Raw genomic sequence first — 17,229 nt, 5'->3', positions numbered from 1 at the left:
GTGAAAGGAATTTAGCAGCACCGACACGGCAATTTACCCGCGAGCAAATCGGCACGCCTAGCGTCTCGTCCAACCGCTCAAGGAGGCATGATGAGTATTGGCGGACGCTGGATCGACCACTGGACGCCGGAGGATCCGCGGTTCTGGAAGGAAACCGGCGCCAGGATCGCCAACCGGAACCTGTGGTTTTCCATCCTCACCGAGCATCTCGGCTTCTCGCTGTGGTCGCTGTGGTCGGTGATGGTCCTTTTCATGGGACCGGCGTACGGCTTCAGCGCTGCTGACAAGTTCTGGCTGACCTCGCTGGTCACTCTGGTCGGCTCGGCGATCCGGTTGCCGTACACGCTCGCGCCGGCACGCTTCGGCGGCCGCAACTGGACGGTCGTCAGCGCGCTGCTGCTGCTCGTTCCGGCAGTTGCCGCCGGTTTCGTCATGCATCCGGGGGTTTCGTTCGGCACCATGGTTGTGGTGGCCATCCTGGCTGGCCTCGGTGGCGGAAACTTCGCGTCGTCGATGGCCAACATCAACACCTTCTTCCCGGAGGGCAGGAAAGGCTGGGCCCTCGGCCTCAACGCCGGCGGCGGGAACCTCGGCGTGGCGGCGATCCAGCTGGTCGGGCTCGCCGTGATCGCCGTCTCCGGCACGACCACGCCGCAGATCATCCTGTGGATCTACACGCCGTTGATCGTCGTCGCGGCGGTCTGTGCCGCACTGTTCATGGACAACATTTCCAGCGTCCGTAACGACACCAAGGCCTTCAAGGAAGCATTGGCCGACGTGCAGACCTGGGTCATGTCGTTTCTCTACGTCGGCACGTTCGGATCGTTCATCGGCTACAGCTTCGCTTTCGGTCTGGTGTTGCAAAACCAGTTTGGCCGTACGCCGCTGCAGGCCGCGTCGGTGACCTTCCTCGGGCCGCTGGTCGGCTCGTTGATCCGGCCGGTCGGCGGCTGGCTGGCCGACCGCTACGGTGGCGCGAAGGTCAGCCTGTGGAACTATCTCGCGATGGCGGTCAGCGTGGCGCTGATCATGGCCGCCTCGCAGGCCAAGTCGCTGGCCGTCTTCACCGCCGGTTTCATCGCGCTGTTTTTCTTCTCCGGTCTCGGAAACGGCTCCACGTACAAGATGATCCCGGCGATCTTCCGCGCCAAGGCGAAGACCAGGGAGGAGGCCGGCGTCCTGTCCGCGGCCGACAGCCTGCTGTGGTCGCGGCGGATCTCCGGTGCCGTCATTGGCATCGCCGGTGCCATCGGCGCTTTCGGTGGCGTACTGATCAACCTGGCGTTCCGGCAGTCGTTCCTGACGACCAAGAGCGGCATGGTCGCGTTCACGGCCTTCCTCGTCTTCTACGTCGTGTGCATCGCCGTCACGTATTTCGCCTACCTGCGCAAGCCGGCCGTCTCCGCCAAACCGGCCTACGCGAAGGTCTGACCGAGTCGGACCAGGCTCTCCAGGAGATCGACACCGAGCGGCAAGGCGGCCTCGTCGAAGTCGAAAGCAGGCGTGTGGTGTGGTCCGGCCAAGGTCGCGCCGAGTCCGACGTACGTCGCCTTGCCGCCGTTTTCCTGGACATGCCGCATGAAGGTGGTCGCGTCGTCGCTGGCCAGTCCGACCGGCAGGCCGTCGGCAACCTGCAGACCGGCGGAAACCGCGGCGGTTTCAATCGCGCTGACCGCTTCAGGGTCTGCTGTGGCCGTGGTCGTGCCGCCGATCGTCTCGATGTCCACGGTCAGGCCGTGCATGGCCGCGGCGCCGGTCAGCACGTCGCGAGCGCGAGATTCCAGGTGCTCGTTGACGACACCGAGGTCGCCACGCGTCTCCAGGAGCATTTCCGCCCTGTCCGGCACGATGTTGCTGGACGTGCCGCCGCTGATCCGGCCGACACCGGCGCGCGTCTCATGACCCGGGATCCGCGGCAGCGCGTGGATTCCGAGCATGGCGGTCGCCGCACCAAGGAGCGCGTTGCGGCCTTCGTGCGGCGCGATCGAGGCATGTGCGGCGACGCCGTGGAAGACAGCTTTCAGCTTGGAATTGGCCAAAAGACCATCGACGGACGAAAGGTAGCGGCCGGTCGGCAACCCCAGGCCTACGTGCATGGCCAGGAAGAGGTCGATCCGGTCGGCCAGGCCGACCGGCACCATGGCGCGAGCACCGCGGCCACCTTCTTCGGCCGGCTGGAAGAAAATCGTCAGCGAGCCGGCCGTCAACGGTCGCTCGGCCAGCCGTTCGGCGAGCTCGACCGCCATGCCGATGTGGCCGTCGTGCCCGCAGGCGTGCATCACTCCGTCGTACGACGACCGGAAACCATCTCTCGCCGGCAGGTGTCCAGAATCGACCGACTCGACAATTGGCAGCGCGTCGATGTCCGCTCGCAGACCGATCGCCGGCCCTGGTTGTCCACTGTCGACAGTCGCGACGACAGCGGTGAGACCGCCACGCATTCGCGGCAGGAAACGCTCGTCTGCTCCATCAGCGGCGGCGCGCTCGTACGCGGCGTCCAGACTTTCGGCGTCGGGCACACCGAGGCGATCCGCGGCCGACATCGCGTCGGTGCCGGTGCGCACCCGCCAGCCGAGATCGGCGAACCGGCCAGCGATCCGGCTGGCCGTGCGAAACTCGGCGAAGCCGACCTCCGGATGCCGGTGGATGTCACGGCGCCAGTGGATCGCCGCGCTCATCGGGGAATCCGCCCGCCGACCGGCAAGGTCGGCACGTCGACCGAGACCGTGCCGGGATATTTCAGGCCACTGCCGGTGTTGAGCACGACCACCTTGTCCTGCTCGGACAGCCAGTCCGACGCACGCAACCGTTCTGCCGCCGCAAAACACGCGGCCCCTTCCGGGCAGACGAAAGCACCTTCGGCGCGCGCGAGAGCGGACTGAGCGGCCAGCAGCTCGTCGTCGGTGACGGCGATCGCGGTGCCGCCGGTCTCACGGATCGCCCGCAGGATCAGGAAATCCCCGAGCGCTTTGGGCACGTTGATGCCGAAGGCGACCGTGTACGCGTCCACCGCCGCCGCACTCTCGGCGGCACCTGACTCGTACGCGGTCACGATCGGCGCGCATCCGGTCGACTGTACGGCGACCAGCCGCGGCAGCTCGCCGGTCAGCCAGCCGAGCGCGCGCATCTCCAGCAGTGCCTTGTAGATCCCGATGACGCCGACACCGCCACCGGTCGGGTAGAGGATCACGTCGGGCGCCTGCCAACCAAGCTGCTCGACGATCTCATAGCCCATCGTTTTCTTGCCTTCGAGCCGATACGGCTCCTTCAGCGTCGAGACTTCCTGGAATCCGGCGCGTTCGGCGACCGCGGCGGCCACGATCCGGCCGGCATCACCGATCAGGCCGTCGACGAGATAGAGCTCGCCGCCGGCGACGACGCACTCCGCCCGGGTGATCTCCGGCGCGTCGACCGGCATCGCGACCAGGCTCCGGATGCCGGCACGTGCCGCGTACAACGACCACGCGGCGCCGGCGTTTCCGTTGGTCGGCATGGCAATCCCGGTCACGCCGAGCTCGACGGCTCGGGAAACGCCGACCGCGGCGCCACGCGCCTTGAACGCACCGGTCGGGATCAGCCCTTCGTCCTTCATTTTCAGCGCCGGCAGGCCAATCCGCTTGCCGTACGCGGGCAGGTCGAGCAACGGGGTCATCCCCTCGCCGAGGGTGACGACGTGGCCGCGGTCGCGCACCGGCAAAACCTCGTGGTAGCGCCACAAGTCCGGTCCGCGACCGGCGATCTCCGCACGCGTCACGGTGGCCGCCACCCGCTCCAGGTCATATCTGGCCAGCAAGGGCGCCCCGGCACCGGAGGTGCCCTGCACGACATCGGCATCGTAGGTCTCGCCTGTCCGCGAGCATTCCAGGTGAGACAAGGCGGAAAAGTCCATCGCGCTCCTTCGGCATCGGTGCTGCGTCGACAGCAACCCAACAATGTCAACCCGTCGCGCGCAAGCAGTCGATCATCGCCGCCGCGGCCGGATGCTCCGGCGCGTCTGAGGCGGTGGCCGCGTACACCTTTCGCACCAGGCTGTCGTCCGACAGCGGACGCGCGACCAAGCCGGCCGGCATCGTATGCAGGACCAGCGAAGACGCGAGCGCGACGCCGAGGCCGGCGCCGACCAGGCCGCGCACGGTCATCTGATCGTCGATGCGAAAAGCGATGTCCGGCTCGAACCCGGCCGATCGGCACGCGTGCAGCAAAATCCCGCTCGTCGAGCTGCGGTGCGCGCCTTGCACCCAGCGTTCGCCGGCGAGATCCGGCAACGTGAGCACCGCCCGGTCGGCGAGCCGGTGACCGCGCGGCAGCGCGACATGCAGCCGGTCGGTCAGCAACTCGGTCAGCCGCAGGCCAGCTTTGGGCAGGAGGAGCGCCGGAAACTCGTACACGAGAGCGACATCGGCGTCACGATTGGCAAGCAGCGCAACACTTTCGTCCGGGTCGGCCTCGGTCAGAGCAAGCGTGATGTGCGGACTGGTCCGCGCGAAACGGCTGACCGCACTCGGCAGGAACTCCGCGTTGGCGGTGGTGAACGACGCCAGCCGCAGATGTCCGGCTTTGCCATCGGCCAACGCGGCAAGCGCCTGCTCGGCGGCGCGTACGTCGCCGAGGATCGTCTCGCCATAGTCGGCGAGCATCCGGCCGGCCTCGGTCAGGTGTACGCCGCGCGTATGCCGCTCGACAAGGCGCGCGCCGACCTCGCTTTCCAACGCGGCGATCTGTTGCGACACGGCGGACGGCGTGTGGCCGAGCCGCTCGGCGGCGCCGGCCAGCGACCGGCAGGTCGCCACCTCGTGCAGCACCCGCAACCTGTTGAGGTTGAGCATGAAGGAATTCTAAATGGCGACCACAGAAAAAGTGTGGTTGTGCGGTAGGCGGGAAATTGAGATATTGGCCTGCGGCGCCCGAAGGAGAGCTCTTTTCGTGACTCAGACCAAAATGCCATCGTTACGTCGCGGCCTGCGACTGCGCGAAGCCGTCGCGCTCGGCGTCGGCGGCACCATCGGCGGCGGCATCTTCGTCCTGGTCGGCGAAGGGGCGAGCGCGGCCGGTCCCGGCGTGCTGGTCGCCTTCGCGCTGGCTTTCGTCGCCTCGCTGGCGATCGCGCTGCCGTACGCGGAGCTGTCGTGCCGTTTTCCGTTGGCCGGCGGTGGATACGCGATGACGCGCGCGGTGCTCGGTGACCACTGGGGCTTCTTCATGGGGTGGGCCTTCTGGGGCGGCTACCTCTTCATTTCCGGTTACGTGACGGTCGGTTTCGGCGGTTACCTGGCCGGTCTCACCGGCCTGCCACCGGTCGCCGGATCAGTCCTGCTGATCGCCACCAGCACGGTGATCAACCTCGGCGGCGTGACACTTTCCGGCCGCTGGCAGAACATCGTGATCCTGCTCGGCATCGCCATGCTCGTCGTCTTCGCCATCGCCGGCATTGTCACATTACGGCCAACCGCGATCACACCGTTCTTCCCTGCCGGCATCGCCGGAGTCGGCGCCGCGACTTTGGTGACATTCCTGGCATTTGGCGGTTTCGACATGGTCGCGGCGGCCGGCGAGGAAGTGGTGGATCCGCGTCGCAACCTGCCACGCGCGATCATCCTTACGCTGCTGCTGGTCCTCGGTCTCTACCTGGCCGTCGCACTTGCCACCGTCGGCGCCCTGCCGGCCGGCGAGTTGACCGGTCAGGCACCACTCGCGGCCGCCGCGAGGCAGGTCATGGGGCCGGCCGGTGGCACGCTGATGACCGTCGCGTCCCTGCTCACCACGGCGGCGACGGCCAACGCGGTCCTGATCGTCACCAGCCGCATCTCGTACGCGATGGCGCGCGACCGGCTGTTGCCAGGGCCGCTGGCTCGCGTGTCAGCGTCGACGCGAGTGCCCTGGGTCGCGATCGCCGTCAACGGCGCGCTTTTCGCCGTCGTGGCCGCCGTCGTCTCCATCCCGCTGGCGGCGAAAATCGGCGGATTCCTGTATGTGCTGCATTTCGTCTTTCCGCTCGTCGTCCTGATCGTCGTACGCCGCCGCGCGACAACGGACGAGGCCGGATTTCAGGTGCCGCTTGCGAAAGTCGTCGTGCCGGTCGCGTTTCTGGCCTGTGCCGGGCTTTTCGTGGCCAGCGGCACGACCGGCCTGGCCGGCGGTACGCTGTGGCTGGCCGCCGGCGCAGTCTGCTATGGCATCAAACGCTATTTCAGCTGAGCCGAGGTCTTTCCGAGCACCCGCCGGGCCACGATCAGCTGCTGGATCTGCTGGGTGCCCTCGAAGATGTCCAGGATTTTGGCGTCACGAGCCCACTTCTCCAGCAGCGAGTCCTCTCCGTATCCGCCGGTGAGCTCCACGCACCGCAGCGTGATCGCGACCGCGGATCGGCCGGCCTTGGCCTTGGCCATCGAGGCCTGCAGCGAGTTTGGCTGCCGGTTGTCGGCCATCCAGGCGGCCTCCAGCGTCAGCAGATAGGCGGCCTCGTAGTCGGCCTCCAGCTCCAGATACGCCGCTGCCGCCGCGTGCTGCTGGTGCGCCGGCCGGTCGTAGTCGATGGTCACACCGGCCTCGTCGAGGATCCGGCCGGTCTCGTCCAACGCGGCACGCGCGACGCCGAGCGCCATCGCGGCGACCAGCGGCCGCGTGTTGTCGAAGGTCTGCATCGCACCGGCGAAGCCCTTACTGGTGTCGATGTCCGGCGATCCGAGCAGGTTTTCCTTCGGTACGCGGCAGTTGTCGAAGCGCAACGTGGCGGTGTCGGAGGCACGGATGCCCAGCTTGTGTTCCAGCCGCACGACCTCGAAACCCGGTGTGCCTTTCTCCACAACGAAAGACTTGATCGCGGCGCGGCCTTTGGACTTGTCCAACGTGGCCCACACGACGACGGCCTCGCTCCGGTCGCCAGCCGTGACGAAGATTTTCTCGCCGTTGAGCACATAGTGGTCGCCGTCGAGCCGCGCGGTCGCGGAGATGGCCGCCGAGTCCGAGCCGCATCCCGGCTCGGTGATGGCCATCGAGGCCCACAGCTTGCCAAAGCGTTCCAGCTGCTCCGGCGTCGCGACCGAGGCGATCGCGGCGTTGCCGAGTCCCTGGCGTGGCAAGGAAAGCAGCAGTCCGACATCACCCCAGCACATCTCCAACGTGCCGAGCACGACGTTGAGGTTGGCGCCGTTGCGGTTGCCTTTGTCCTTGCCGGCGTCAGCGCGTACGCCGGCCGCTCCGGCGCCGCCCTGTCCGGAGGCGTTGAGTCCATCGAGCACCGCCGCGAACATGTCCAGCTCGACCGGACGGCTGTGCTCGGCGCGGTCGTACTTTCGCGAGATCGGCCGTAAAACCTCGGCGGCGGCCTGCCGGGCCTGGTTGATCAGCGCGGCCGCCTTGCGCGGCGGATCCAGGTTGATCACAGCAGCACGATCCCTTCCATGACGGCGACCGCACGCAGGTCGCGATACCAGCGTTCGACCGGGTGCTCGGTGACGAAGCCGTGGCCGCCGAGCAACTGTACGCCGGTGCTGCCGATCCACATTCCCTTGTCGGCGGCCAGTTTCCGCGCCAGCGCCACCTCGCGTGCGTAGGGCTTTCCTTGCTCCGCGCGAGACGCGGCGCGGAGGGTGACCAGCCGGAGGCCTTCCAGCTCGATCGCGATGTCGGCGACCGAAAACGCGACCGCCTGCCGGTGGCTGATCGGCTCGCCGAAGGCTTCGCGTTCGTTCACATACGGAATCACGTAGTCGAGGACGGCTTTTCCGGCGCCAGCGGCCAATGCGGCCCAACCGAGGCGGCAAAGCCGTACGGCGTCGATGAAATCTTCCGGCGAGCCGAGCATCGCTCGCGCCGGCAGGTCGACCGCGTCCAGATGCAGCCGGCCGGTCGCGGCGGCGCGCAAGCCCATCGCCGGTTCCGGCTCGACGGTGAGCCCCGAGGTCGAGGACTCCACGACGAACAACCGCGGTTTGCCGTCCAGTTTCGCTGATACGACGAACAGTTCGGCGGCGGCGACCCGCGGCACCAGCGACTTGACGCCGTCGAGCCGGAAGCCGGAAGGCGTACGCGTCGCGGTCATCGCCGGCTCGAACGGATCGAAAAGCGGCCGCGGCTCCTGCAGGGCGAGCGCGGCGACCGGCGTGTTTTCACCGACGAAAGCAGGCAAATAGTCGGCTTGTTGCTGCGCGTCACCCCACAACGTCAGCGCCGCGCTCACCGCCGACGGCGCCAGCACGGCCACCGCGAGCCCCAGATCGCCATGCGCCAACGCCTCCGCGACGAGCGCGTTGGTGACCACCGACCGCTGCGCGCCGAGGCCGTCCAGCTCCTCCGGCACGCCGAGCATCGCGATGCCGAGCTCGCCGGAGCGTACGAGCAGATCGTCCGGCGGTTGGTGGTTGGTGTCGGCCTCCGCCGCGGCCGGTCGCAGCTGCTCGGCGGCGAACTCGGCGACGGCCTCGACCAGCAGCCGTTGCTCATCGGTCGGCGTGACGTCGAACAGGCCGGTGTCGTCGGCCGGTCCCGGACGCACCGGCTCGGTGAGCTTGCGCGTCGGCTTGAACGTACGGTTGATGGCTCCTGCGGTCCGGAAGCCGCTCTTGGTCGCCGCGTAGACGAGCTGCTGCAGCGGCGTACGCAGGCCGGTCGCCTCCAACACGCGGCTGCCGGCGATCCTGCTCAGCACGCCGAGGCCAAGCCCCATCACGTCGCGCCTCACGGTCCGGACGGTCCTGACTGCGGTCACCATGACCTCCTTACTCACGAGTAGGTTACCGGAAAGTAAGGACCGAGCACAGTGTGAGGTCGGATAAGGTGCCTTGCATGTCCGAGGCCCCGGTTGCGACCAGACGGCGTGGTGACGCGCTGGAGGCGGCGATCCTGGACGCGGCCTGGGCCGAGCTGGCCGAGGTGGGCTATCCGCGGCTGACCATGGAGGCGGTCGCCAACCGCGCGCGCACCAGCAAGCCGGTCATCTACCGCCGCTGGCCGACCCGCGCCGAGCTGGTGGTCGCCGCCATGCGGCACAAGCTGCCGCCGTTTCTGGAGCGCATCGACACCGGCAGCATCCGTACGGACCTGATCACCCTGCTCGAGCGCGTGGCGCATCGCTTCGACGGCGTACCAAACGACACGGTCCCCGGCCTGCTGGCCGAGACCTTCGGCAACCCCGCGGTGATGGCGTCGCTGCGTACGCAGATCGCGGCCACCGACGTACGCGGCTACATGACCGCGATGCTGGAGCGCGCGGTCGAGCGCGGCGAGCTGCCGACCGCCTACATCAGCACGCGGCTCGCGCGGCTGCCGTTCGACCTGATGCGCAGCGAGGTGCTGATCCACGGCACCCCGCTCAAGCCGGAGGTCTTCGCCGAGATCATCGACGACATCGTCCTTCCGGCCATGCGCGCCGCGAACTGACACGCCGGATTCTGGCCGGACAAGCGAGGGTCAGGCCATGGCGGTCATCTCCATCGCGCTCTGGATCCTGTTCGTGCTGCTGGTCGACGTCGTACGGCATCTGGTCCAGCGGTGGCGCACCGGCGACTCCGGCCTGCGGCTGCGGTTCGGGCGCGTCGGATCGCCGCCGTGGTTGGCCGTCGCGTTGCAGCTCGTCGGCGGAATGTGCTGTTTCGGAGCGCCGGTGATCGAACTGGCCGGATTTCCGGCGCTGTCTTTTCTTGAGGCGATGTGGCCACGGGTTCTCGGCGTGATCGTCGCGGCGGTTGGCATCGTCGCGGCTTTTGGCGCGCAGCTGTGGATGGGGTCCTCTTGGCGGATTGGCGTGGACGAGGCGGAGCGTACGGAGCTGGTGACGACCGGACCGTTTCGGTTGGTACGCAACCCGATCTACGCCGCCGGTCTGCTCGTTGTGATCGGATTGACGTTTGCCGTGCCAAATGTGCTCGCCTTCGCCGGTTTCGCGGTGGTGCTCGCCGGCATCCAGGTGCAGGTGCGGCTGGTCGAGGAGCCGCACCTGCGCCGGACCCATGGCATCGCGTACGACCAATACGCCGCCACGGTCGGACGGTTCTTGCCACGCGTCGGCCGCGTACGTCCAGTGGCATAGCGGCCTACGAGTCGCCGGTGGTTGCCGCGAGGCGCCGCTGGGCCGGCCGCAGCCACCAGGAGGCGACCGTCAAAGCCAGCAGTACGGCCAAAAACGCGACCTCCGCGAGCGCAACGCCGGTCCACAGATGCGACACGATCGCACCGAGGTCGACGAACACGACGCCGGCGTACGCCCACTCCTTCAGCCGCGGAAACCGCGGCGCCAGCAGCGCCACCGCGGCCAGCCACTTCGCGAGACCAAGGATGACCAGGAAATACGATGGATAGCCGAGTTGCGACACCACACCGCTGACCAGCGGCAGGCGCAGCACGTCCCAGCAGCCACCGACGGCCAGCTCAGCGGTGACCAACGCGGTCGCGACCCAGTATGCGATGACACGGCTCATACCTCGTTGACGGACCGGACGCCGCCGATGTGACCGCACCGAAAGATAGAGTTCGACTCGCCGACCGGTCCGTACGAGGGAGTCGAAGATGAGCTCAGAGCCGCAGCCGCATGCGGTCGAACTGCATCCACCGATCCGGCTGCGTGGCTGGATGCACTTCAACTCCAAGCTCGGCGACGGCGACAGCTACCGCGAGATCGGCATCCTCTACGTGCAGGACCGCACCGACAAGAAATACACGTTCATCACCGGCGACGTGGCCTGGGGCGACATGTTCTACGAGGGCGCCAAGACCACGTCCGAGGACGACGAGGACGGCGAGCTGGTGCCGCCGGAGCTGTTCAGCGCCAAGTTTCCGTTGCACATGGACGGCTGGGTCGTCGCCGAGTTCAAGCTGACCTGACCCGCCAAAACGCCGACCTCGCGTGGTTCAACTGAGCCGAACAGGCGGACCATCAAACAGATCCCTGGCTTCGGCCGGTGTGTACGTGCGCGGATCCGCCGGCGGCGTGCGGTGCAGATGCTGCCTGGCGATCCGCGCCGTCGCCGGCGCGACATCGGCGAGCACGGACACGAACCTCCCCCGCTCACCGAGGCCACGGATGACCGCCCTCGCCGCCGGGGCGACCGCGCGGTCGACCACCGCCGGCTGGTCGAACCCACCGACTTTCCGCATCCAGGCAGGCAAAGTCGCGATCGTCGCCGGCGCCATCAACCGGCTCGCCGCACCGATCCGGCGACCACCGCCACGGCTGCGCAGCAGATAGTGCATGCCGCGATAGGCACGCTCCGAGCTGCACAGCCGCGGGCGCACGGCGGCGTAATAGTCGCGCACCTCGTCGCGCGTACGCGGCACATCGGCCGGTTTGCAGGTCTGCAACTCGGCAGCGGTGACGCATTCCGACCAATATCGCTTTTCCTCGGCCGGCGCGAGCGGTCCGGCGCCGTACATCTCATAGCATTTGAGCACCGAATGCCAGCCGGTCACGTGAATCCACAGCTGTGACTCGGGATTGTTGGCGCTGTAACGCTTTCCGGTGATCGGCTCGATGCCGGTCGCTTTGGCGTGCACGCGCATCAGGATCTCGGAAGCCTCGACGACCGCGCGCGCGTCGGCGACCGCGACGGTCAGGAAATACGCGAGAGTGCGGTCGAGCCGACCCAGCGGATCGCGATAGATCCCCTGCATGTCGGCGACCGCCGCGGCCAGGAACGGGTCGAAGTGCTCCAGCACGACCGCTCGCTGGAAGCCGATGAGCGCGGTCGGACTGGCCCACACCTTCCAGGACGGCGAGCCGGGACCGAACAGGCCATAGTCCTGCCACTCGCGCTTCTGGACCGGGATCGCCTGACCGGCGAGCGACTTCGACACGGTCGCCTCCTTATACTACTAGGACGTAGTAATTTACTACTGTAGAGTAGTTTTGGTCGCGACGGAAGGAGGCGTACGTGGCCAAGCGCCGTCCGTACGCCGCGCGCGTGCCGGCCGACGAGCGACGCGCGCAGCTCCTCGACGCCGCTCTCCACCTGGTCGTCACGCGCGGCCACAACGCCACGACCATGGACGCGATCGCCAAGCAGGCCGGCGTGACCAAGCCGGTCGTCTACGGCCAGTTCGGCAGCCGAAACGAGCTGCTCGCCGCGCTGTTGCGACGCGAACAGGAAGCGGCCGTCGAGCAGCTGGTCACGGCCTTGCGGCCGGCCGGCGATCCGGCCGATTTTCTCGCGCAGGCACTGTCGGACTTCCTGGCCGCAGTGCAGGCGGCGCCGCAGCGCTGGCACTGCATCGTGATGCCGATGGCCGACATGCCTCCGGAGTTTCACGCGGCGCGCGAGTCGGCGCGCGCGCTCGTACTCGCACGCGCCGAGGAGGTCGCCCGGTGGCTGCTCAGCGACCTCGGCGCCGATCTCGACCCGGAGATCGCCGCGCACGCCGCGGTCGCGATGTGCGAGATGGCCGCGCGGCTGGTGCTCACCTCCCCCGAGCGGTTCACCGCCGAGCGGTTCGTCGCGGCCGTACGTGCGACGCTCGGCCTCGTTCGCTGACACGAAGCTGCCAGCGGGGACCGGTCCCTGGTCAGCCGGCCTAGGGTCTGTTTCGAAGTCCCACGCGGCGATAGCCGAGCCGCTGTCACATCTTTCTCGGGCCGCCTGCCGGCACCGGCCGAAAACCCACCATGGCGCTGCTGTTTGGGCTTCCGTCCGGCATCGGCAGGCGACGTTTGGATCTCGACTCTCATCCGCGTGGGACTTCGAAACAGACCCTGGCCTACACAATGCCATTTATCCGATTTGGAGGGAGAGGTCCATTGTGCCGTATCTGGTGGATCGCGGTCGTCGCCGCGGTCGTCGCCGCGGTCAGTGGCGTCGGCTACGCACAGGCGGCGACAGCCGGACCGTGCCAACCCGGCGGCGACCGTTGCCTCGGCCGCGTCGAGATCCGGTCCGGCGTGACGCTGCCGTATTTCGCCAGCTTTCCGCTCACCGGTTCGCCCGATCCGACCGGCGCCGTCATCGTCATGCACGGCACCGGCCGTAACGCCGCACATTATTTCGAGCTGACAACGAAAGCGGCGTCCGCGTACGCCGGCAAGGCGGAGATCATCGCGCCGTGGATGCAGACCTCCGACGACAACCCGGAGCGCTCCGACGCCTACTGGACCAACGGCGACGAGACATCCTGGAAAGACGGCGGCGACGCGGTCGACCAGGACAAGCTCAGCTCGTACGACGCGATCGACGCGATCCTGCGCATCCTTGCCGACAAAGCGAAATTCCCGCATCTCACCAAGGTCACTCTCCTCGGCCACTCGGCCGGCGCGCAGTTCATGCAGCGCTACGCCGCCGGGGCGCGCGGCCTGCCGTCCGGTCTGGACATCCGCTTCGTGGTCGCCAATCCGTCGTCGTACGCCTATCTGGACAAGAAACGACCGGCCAGCACGTCCGGATGCTCGCATTACAACGACTACAAATACGGCCTGGATCACCGCAACCGCTACCTGAGCGAGTCGACCGACCAGCAGATCGTGCGGCAATACACGTCTCGGTCGGTCACCTACCTGCTCGGCGAGAAGGACACCGTGCAGAACGGCGACATGGACGACTCCTGCGAGGCGAACGCGCAGGGCAAAAACCGTTTTGAGCGTGGAAAGTTCTATTACGCGGCGATCCACCAGGCGTATCCGTCGGCACCGCACGAGCTGTCGACCGTGCCCGGCGTCGGGCACGACAACGAGGCGATGATCAACTCCAGCCAGGGCAAGGCCGCCATCTTCCGCGGCTGGTGACCGACGCTAAGCCTGGTTGCGTCGGTAGTGGCGGCGCGCCTTCATCCGGTTGCCGCACACCTTCATCGAGCACCAGCGAGCGCTGTTCGCATGGCTGCGGTCAAGCAAGAACAGCCGGCACTCGTCGTTGGCGCACGGACGCAACCGGCCAGGCATGCTCTCGTTGAGCCGGCCCCAGGCCAGCAATGCCTGCGTGCCCAGACGGCGATCATCCTCGACATCCAGCGACCAGCGCAGGCCGGCGGCGTCGACCCCCGGCAGCATCCGTACGCCGTCGAGCAACGGCTCCAACGTGGTGGCCGGCTCGGCGGCGCGTACGACCGCCTGGAGCCGGTCGCGGACCGCGCGCAGATGCGCGACCTCGCGACCACTTCCGACCCCGCCGCGTTGGGCGGCCCACTCGTCCGACACCAGGTCGACCGTCCCGGTCGCGGTCACCGGCGTGCTGTTCAGCAGGTCCAGCAGCACCTGCTCCCCGGTCTCACCCATGTGACCATCCTAACCACATCAGAGCGTTTGACAAGTTAGCCACGGCATGGTGAGCTAACCATCAAACGTGAGTGAGGTGGTTAGCGATGGACGGCGGGGCTGTTCTCGTCATCGGTCCGCTGATGCTGGCCAAGCACCTCGGTCCGCGCATCAACGCCGGCGGCCCGCTGGTGCTCTTCTCCGGCGTCGCGGCGTTCAAGGGTCGGCACGATGGCCGTGGCGATCACCAACGGCGCCGCCGACACGCTCACGCGCTCGCTGGCCGTCGAGCTCGCGCCGATCCGGGTCAATGCCATCTCCCCGGCGTCATCGACTCCGGCGCCTGGGACGGCCTCGGCGAGCAAGCCAAAGCGGACTACTTCCGGCAGATGGCCGACCGCAACCCGGCTGGCCGCATCGGCACCACCGACGAGATCGCCAGCGCGGCGCTGTTCGCGATGACCAACACCTTCCTCACCGGCGTCACGTTGTCCGTCGACGGCGGCGAAACCCTTACCCGACAAAGGAGAACGATCATGGGACTGGCCTGGCAACAGGGACCGCTCGGCGCGACGGTCGGTCGTTTCCTCACTCCTGAGCCGATTCCGGAGCGGCTGCTTTTCGCCGAGCCACCGCGCCGCCGGATGCGCGTCAAGCTCGGCGGCGAATGGATCGCCGACAGCGAGGATGTCATCCTGCTGCACGAGCCCGGCCGCTATCCGGTCGCATACTTTCCTTTGGAATCCGTACGATCCGAGGTCCTCGAGCGGCTGAGCACGGTCACGACACACCGCGACCTCGGCTCGACCGCCTGGTTCACCGTCACCGCCGGCGGCAAGACCGCCAAGCGCGGCGCGTGGCAGCACACCGGCCTGCCGGCGTACGCGAGCGAGCTGACCGGCCGGGTCGCGTTCGCGTGGCGCGCGATGGACGCGTTTTTCGAGGAGGACGAGCGAATTGTCGGCCACGCGGCCGACCCGTACCACCGCGTCGACATCCGCCGCACGTCGCGGCATCTGGTCGTGCGAGTCGGTGACCGCGTCGTCGCCGACACGACGAATCCGGTTGTCCTCTACGAATCCGGCTTCGCGCCGCGGTGGTACGTGCCGCGCGCCGACATCGACGGCTCGGCGCTGACCCTGGTGGCAGGCGAGACTTTCTGTCCGTACAAAGGACTCGCGAGCTACTACAGCGTGGCCGGTGTCGATCGTGGTGCCTGGTCGTACGTGGACGCCTGGCCGGAGGCCGGCCGGGTCCGCGACCTGGTGTCCTTCGAGCCGGACCTGGTGACCGTGACGCTGGACAACCAGGTGCTGCACCTGGAACCTGGTCAACTGGTCACGCCGCACGGGATCGACCGCGACCTCACCGTCGACCAGGTCCCGACCGCCTGAGAGGACCGGCACCATGGCGACACTCGTCTCGGTCAACGTCGGCCAGCCGCGCGACATCGCGTGGAACGGCGTCACCGTGCACACCGGCGCGTGGAAGGATCCGGTCGAGGGCGCCAGGACCGTGCGCCGGCACGGCATGGACGGCGACGGTCAAGGCGACCTGGCTGGCCACGGCGGCCCGAACCGCGCGGTGCTGGTCTACCAGACACAGGCATACGAGCACTGGAAGGAATTCTTCCGCCGCGACGACCTGAAACCCGGTTATTTCGCGGAAAACCTCACGGTCGACGGACTGGCCGACACGGAGGTGCGGATCGGCGACCGCTATCGGATCGGCGATGCCGAGTTTGAGGTGAGCCAGCCGCGGGTCACCTGTTTCCGCGCCGGACTGCGGATCGGCGAGCCGCGGCTCGCGTCGCTGCTGGTCTCACACCATCGGCCGGGTTTCTACCTGCGTGTCGTCAAGGAGGGACAGGTCCGCGCCGGCGACGACATCGTCCGTACGGCGACTGGAAAAGTCAGTGTCGCCGACCTGGACGCCTTGCTCTACCTGCCGGATCCGGACCTGGCGACCGTACGCGCGATGATCGACGATCCGGCGCTCAGCGAAGGTTGGCGCGGTTCGCTGCGCGACATCCTCGCCGACACGCCGAAAAAGCCGACGACCTGGCCGGGATTCCGGCCGCTGCGGGTGACCGAGGTGAGGCGCGAGAGCGAGCGGATCTCGTCGTTCACCCTTGCCGATCCGGACGGCGAAGAACTGCCGGCCGCGTTGCCTGGCCAATATCTGACCGTACGGCTGCGGACCGGTGCCGTCCGCAGCTATTCGCTGTCGGCGACCGACCGATATCGGATCAGCGTGAAACGCGAGCCGGCCGGATCGGTCAGCGGTCTCCTGCACGAGACACTGCGACCAGGCGCGATTGCCGATGTCGCGGCACCGCGCGGCGACTTCGTACTCGATGACGACGACACGCGTCCGGTTGTCCTTGTGTCGGCCGGGATCGGCATCACGCCGGTGCTGGCGATGCTGCACCGGCTGGCCGCCGGGCAGAGCACCCGCGAGGTGTGGTGGCTGCACGCTGCTCGCCGGCCGGCCGAGCAGGTTTTCGCCGGCGAGGTTGGCGAACTGCTCGCCGAGCTGCCGGCCAGCCATGCGAAAACCTTCTACAGCGCCGATTCCGACCGTCTCACCGCGGGTGCGATCGCCAGGATGGGCCTGCCCACGGACGCCGTCGCGTACGTGTGCGGACCGGCCGGCTTCATGGACGACATGACCGGCGGCCTGCGCGCTGCCGGCGTGACGGACGTACGCACCGAGATTTTCGGTGCCCTGTCGGCGATCAACCCCGGCGTCGTCGAACATGACCGGCCGGCGCCACACCAACCGGCCGGGCCGCCTGGCACCGGTCCGGCGATCACCTTCGCACGCAGCGGCATCACCGCGGCTTTCGACCAGACCAAGCCAAATCTGCTGGCCTTCGCCGAGTCGTGTGACATTCCGACGCGATGGCAATGCCGCACCGGCGTGTGCCAGACCTGCGTGACACCGCTGCTGTCCGGTGAGGTCGACTACCAGCCGGCGCCACTGCTGCCGCCAGCCGAGGGCACCGTGCTCGTGTGCTGCGCACGGCCGCGTACGGACACCGTTCTGGATCTCTGAAC

The 17,229-nt window shown here is 67.8% G+C and carries 17 protein-coding genes; 9 read left to right on the top strand and 8 right to left on the bottom strand.

What is annotated here, in order from left to right:
- The first annotated feature begins 90 nt into the window (after positions 1 to 90).
- Positions 91 to 1,431, top strand: a complete 1,341-nt coding sequence (locus GNX95_RS02200; protein ID WP_222853344.1) for a nitrate/nitrite transporter — start codon at positions 91 to 93, stop codon at positions 1,429 to 1,431.
- On the opposite strand, the gene GNX95_RS02195 is transcribed toward GNX95_RS02200, so the two are convergent.
- From GNX95_RS02195 to GNX95_RS02185, 3 genes are read right to left on the bottom strand one after another with little or no spacing between them, the layout of a single operon-like run.
- A complete protein-coding gene (locus GNX95_RS02195; protein ID WP_163505429.1) occupies positions 1,416 to 2,678 on the bottom strand; it encodes an amidohydrolase in 1,263 nt (420 codons plus the stop codon). The two genes, GNX95_RS02200 and GNX95_RS02195, sit on opposite strands and share 16 nt — an antisense overlap.
- Positions 2,675 to 3,889, bottom strand: a complete 1,215-nt coding sequence (locus GNX95_RS02190) for a threonine synthase (RefSeq protein ID WP_163505427.1) — start codon at positions 3,887 to 3,889, stop codon at positions 2,675 to 2,677. The genes GNX95_RS02195 and GNX95_RS02190 overlap by 4 nt, the downstream gene beginning before the upstream one ends.
- 46 nt (positions 3,890 to 3,935) lie before the next feature.
- Positions 3,936 to 4,826: a LysR family transcriptional regulator gene (locus tag GNX95_RS02185; RefSeq protein WP_163505425.1), complete on the bottom strand. Its 891-nt coding sequence runs from the start codon at positions 4,824 to 4,826 to the stop codon at positions 3,936 to 3,938.
- Positions 4,827 to 4,923: 97 nt separating this feature from the next.
- Here GNX95_RS02185 and GNX95_RS02180 point away from each other — a divergent pair, with 97 nt between their 5' ends.
- Positions 4,924 to 6,195, top strand: coding sequence for an APC family permease (locus GNX95_RS02180; protein ID WP_222853343.1), 1,272 nt, complete (start codon positions 4,924 to 4,926; stop codon positions 6,193 to 6,195).
- Here GNX95_RS02180 and GNX95_RS02175 read toward each other — a convergent pair.
- Both GNX95_RS02175 and GNX95_RS02170 read right to left on the bottom strand, forming a co-directional pair.
- A complete protein-coding gene (locus GNX95_RS02175; RefSeq protein WP_163505423.1) occupies positions 6,183 to 7,382 on the bottom strand; it encodes an acyl-CoA dehydrogenase family protein in 1,200 nt (399 codons plus the stop codon). The genes GNX95_RS02180 and GNX95_RS02175 overlap by 13 nt on opposite strands.
- Entirely contained in the window at positions 7,379 to 8,710 is a 1,332-nt protein-coding gene (locus GNX95_RS02170) for an acyl-CoA dehydrogenase family protein (RefSeq protein ID WP_222853342.1), read from the bottom strand. Before GNX95_RS02170 ends, GNX95_RS02175 begins: the two co-directional genes overlap by 4 nt.
- Before the next feature lie 74 nt (positions 8,711 to 8,784).
- On the opposite strand from GNX95_RS02170, the gene GNX95_RS02165 reads away from it, so the two are divergent.
- Both GNX95_RS02165 and GNX95_RS02160 read left to right on the top strand, forming a co-directional pair.
- On the top strand, positions 8,785 to 9,378 hold the full coding sequence (locus tag GNX95_RS02165; RefSeq protein WP_163505421.1) for a TetR/AcrR family transcriptional regulator: 594 nt from the start codon (positions 8,785 to 8,787) through the stop codon (positions 9,376 to 9,378).
- Positions 9,379 to 9,415: 37 nt separating this feature from the next.
- A complete protein-coding gene (locus GNX95_RS02160; protein WP_163505420.1) occupies positions 9,416 to 10,027 on the top strand; it encodes a methyltransferase family protein in 612 nt (203 codons plus the stop codon).
- A gap of 4 nt (positions 10,028 to 10,031) precedes the next feature.
- Here GNX95_RS02160 and GNX95_RS02155 read toward each other — a convergent pair whose 3' ends face one another.
- Positions 10,032 to 10,415 (bottom strand): DoxX family protein, encoded by a 384-nt coding sequence (locus GNX95_RS02155; protein ID WP_163505418.1) that lies wholly within the window; start codon positions 10,413 to 10,415, stop codon positions 10,032 to 10,034.
- 88 nt (positions 10,416 to 10,503) lie between these two features.
- Here GNX95_RS02155 and GNX95_RS02150 point away from each other — a divergent pair, with 88 nt between their 5' ends.
- A complete protein-coding gene (locus GNX95_RS02150; RefSeq protein WP_163505416.1) occupies positions 10,504 to 10,818 on the top strand; it encodes a hypothetical protein in 315 nt (104 codons plus the stop codon).
- A gap of 27 nt (positions 10,819 to 10,845) precedes the next feature.
- On the opposite strand, the gene GNX95_RS02145 is transcribed toward GNX95_RS02150, so the two are convergent.
- Positions 10,846 to 11,787: an oxygenase MpaB family protein gene (locus GNX95_RS02145; RefSeq protein WP_163505414.1), complete on the bottom strand. Its 942-nt coding sequence runs from the start codon at positions 11,785 to 11,787 to the stop codon at positions 10,846 to 10,848.
- A gap of 77 nt (positions 11,788 to 11,864) precedes the next feature.
- Between GNX95_RS02145 and GNX95_RS02140 the strand changes: the two genes are divergently transcribed.
- Together GNX95_RS02140 and GNX95_RS02135 are read left to right on the top strand one after the other, a co-directional pair.
- Positions 11,865 to 12,461, top strand: a complete 597-nt coding sequence (locus tag GNX95_RS02140; protein WP_163505413.1) for a TetR/AcrR family transcriptional regulator — start codon at positions 11,865 to 11,867, stop codon at positions 12,459 to 12,461.
- A 263-nt stretch (positions 12,462 to 12,724) separates the two neighbouring features.
- A complete protein-coding gene (locus tag GNX95_RS02135; RefSeq protein ID WP_163505412.1) occupies positions 12,725 to 13,702 on the top strand; it encodes an alpha/beta fold hydrolase in 978 nt (325 codons plus the stop codon).
- A gap of 6 nt (positions 13,703 to 13,708) precedes the next feature.
- Here GNX95_RS02135 and GNX95_RS02130 read toward each other — a convergent pair whose 3' ends face one another.
- Complete coding sequence (locus GNX95_RS02130) at positions 13,709 to 14,191, bottom strand: CGNR zinc finger domain-containing protein (protein ID WP_163505411.1); 483 nt, start codon at positions 14,189 to 14,191, stop codon at positions 13,709 to 13,711.
- An 86-nt stretch (positions 14,192 to 14,277) separates the two neighbouring features.
- Between GNX95_RS02130 and GNX95_RS02120 the strand changes: the two genes are divergently transcribed.
- Complete coding sequence (locus tag GNX95_RS02120) at positions 14,278 to 15,564, top strand: SDR family oxidoreductase (RefSeq protein WP_222853341.1); 1,287 nt, start codon at positions 14,278 to 14,280, stop codon at positions 15,562 to 15,564.
- Between the two features lie 13 nt (positions 15,565 to 15,577).
- Positions 15,578 to 17,227: an MOSC and FAD-binding oxidoreductase domain-containing protein gene (locus GNX95_RS02115; protein WP_163505410.1), complete on the top strand. Its 1,650-nt coding sequence runs from the start codon at positions 15,578 to 15,580 to the stop codon at positions 17,225 to 17,227.
- The last annotated feature ends 2 nt before the right edge of the window (positions 17,228 to 17,229 follow it).

The sequence above is a fragment of the Fodinicola acaciae genome (assembly GCF_010993745.1).
In the GTDB taxonomy this organism is placed as follows: domain Bacteria; phylum Actinomycetota; class Actinomycetes; order Mycobacteriales; family HKI-0501; genus Fodinicola; species Fodinicola acaciae.
Note: the sequence above shows the minus strand (reverse complement) of the source record. Positions and strands in the feature narration are given on the sequence as shown.

Excerpts from the sequence above, each read along its gene's own strand:
- GNX95_RS02200 (WP_222853344.1), top strand. The coding sequence starts at position 91 with ATGAGTATTGGCGGACGCTGGATCGACCACTGGACGCCGGAGGATCCG.
- GNX95_RS02195 (WP_163505429.1), bottom strand. The coding sequence starts at position 2,678 with ATGAGCGCGGCGATCCACTGGCGCCGTGACATCCACCGGCATCCGGAG.
- GNX95_RS02190 (WP_163505427.1), bottom strand. The coding sequence starts at position 3,889 with ATGGACTTTTCCGCCTTGTCTCACCTGGAATGCTCGCGGACAGGCGAG.
- GNX95_RS02185 (WP_163505425.1), bottom strand. The coding sequence starts at position 4,826 with ATGCTCAACCTCAACAGGTTGCGGGTGCTGCACGAGGTGGCGACCTGC.
- GNX95_RS02170 (WP_222853342.1), bottom strand. The coding sequence starts at position 8,710 with ATGGTGACCGCAGTCAGGACCGTCCGGACCGTGAGGCGCGACGTGATG.
- GNX95_RS02165 (WP_163505421.1), top strand. The coding sequence starts at position 8,785 with ATGTCCGAGGCCCCGGTTGCGACCAGACGGCGTGGTGACGCGCTGGAG.
- GNX95_RS02160 (WP_163505420.1), top strand. The coding sequence starts at position 9,416 with ATGGCGGTCATCTCCATCGCGCTCTGGATCCTGTTCGTGCTGCTGGTC.
- GNX95_RS02155 (WP_163505418.1), bottom strand. The coding sequence starts at position 10,415 with ATGAGCCGTGTCATCGCATACTGGGTCGCGACCGCGTTGGTCACCGCT.
- GNX95_RS02150 (WP_163505416.1), top strand. The coding sequence starts at position 10,504 with ATGAGCTCAGAGCCGCAGCCGCATGCGGTCGAACTGCATCCACCGATC.
- GNX95_RS02130 (WP_163505411.1), bottom strand. The coding sequence starts at position 14,191 with ATGGGTGAGACCGGGGAGCAGGTGCTGCTGGACCTGCTGAACAGCACG.
- GNX95_RS02120 (WP_222853341.1), top strand. The coding sequence starts at position 14,278 with ATGGACGGCGGGGCTGTTCTCGTCATCGGTCCGCTGATGCTGGCCAAG.
- GNX95_RS02115 (WP_163505410.1), top strand. The coding sequence starts at position 15,578 with ATGGCGACACTCGTCTCGGTCAACGTCGGCCAGCCGCGCGACATCGCG.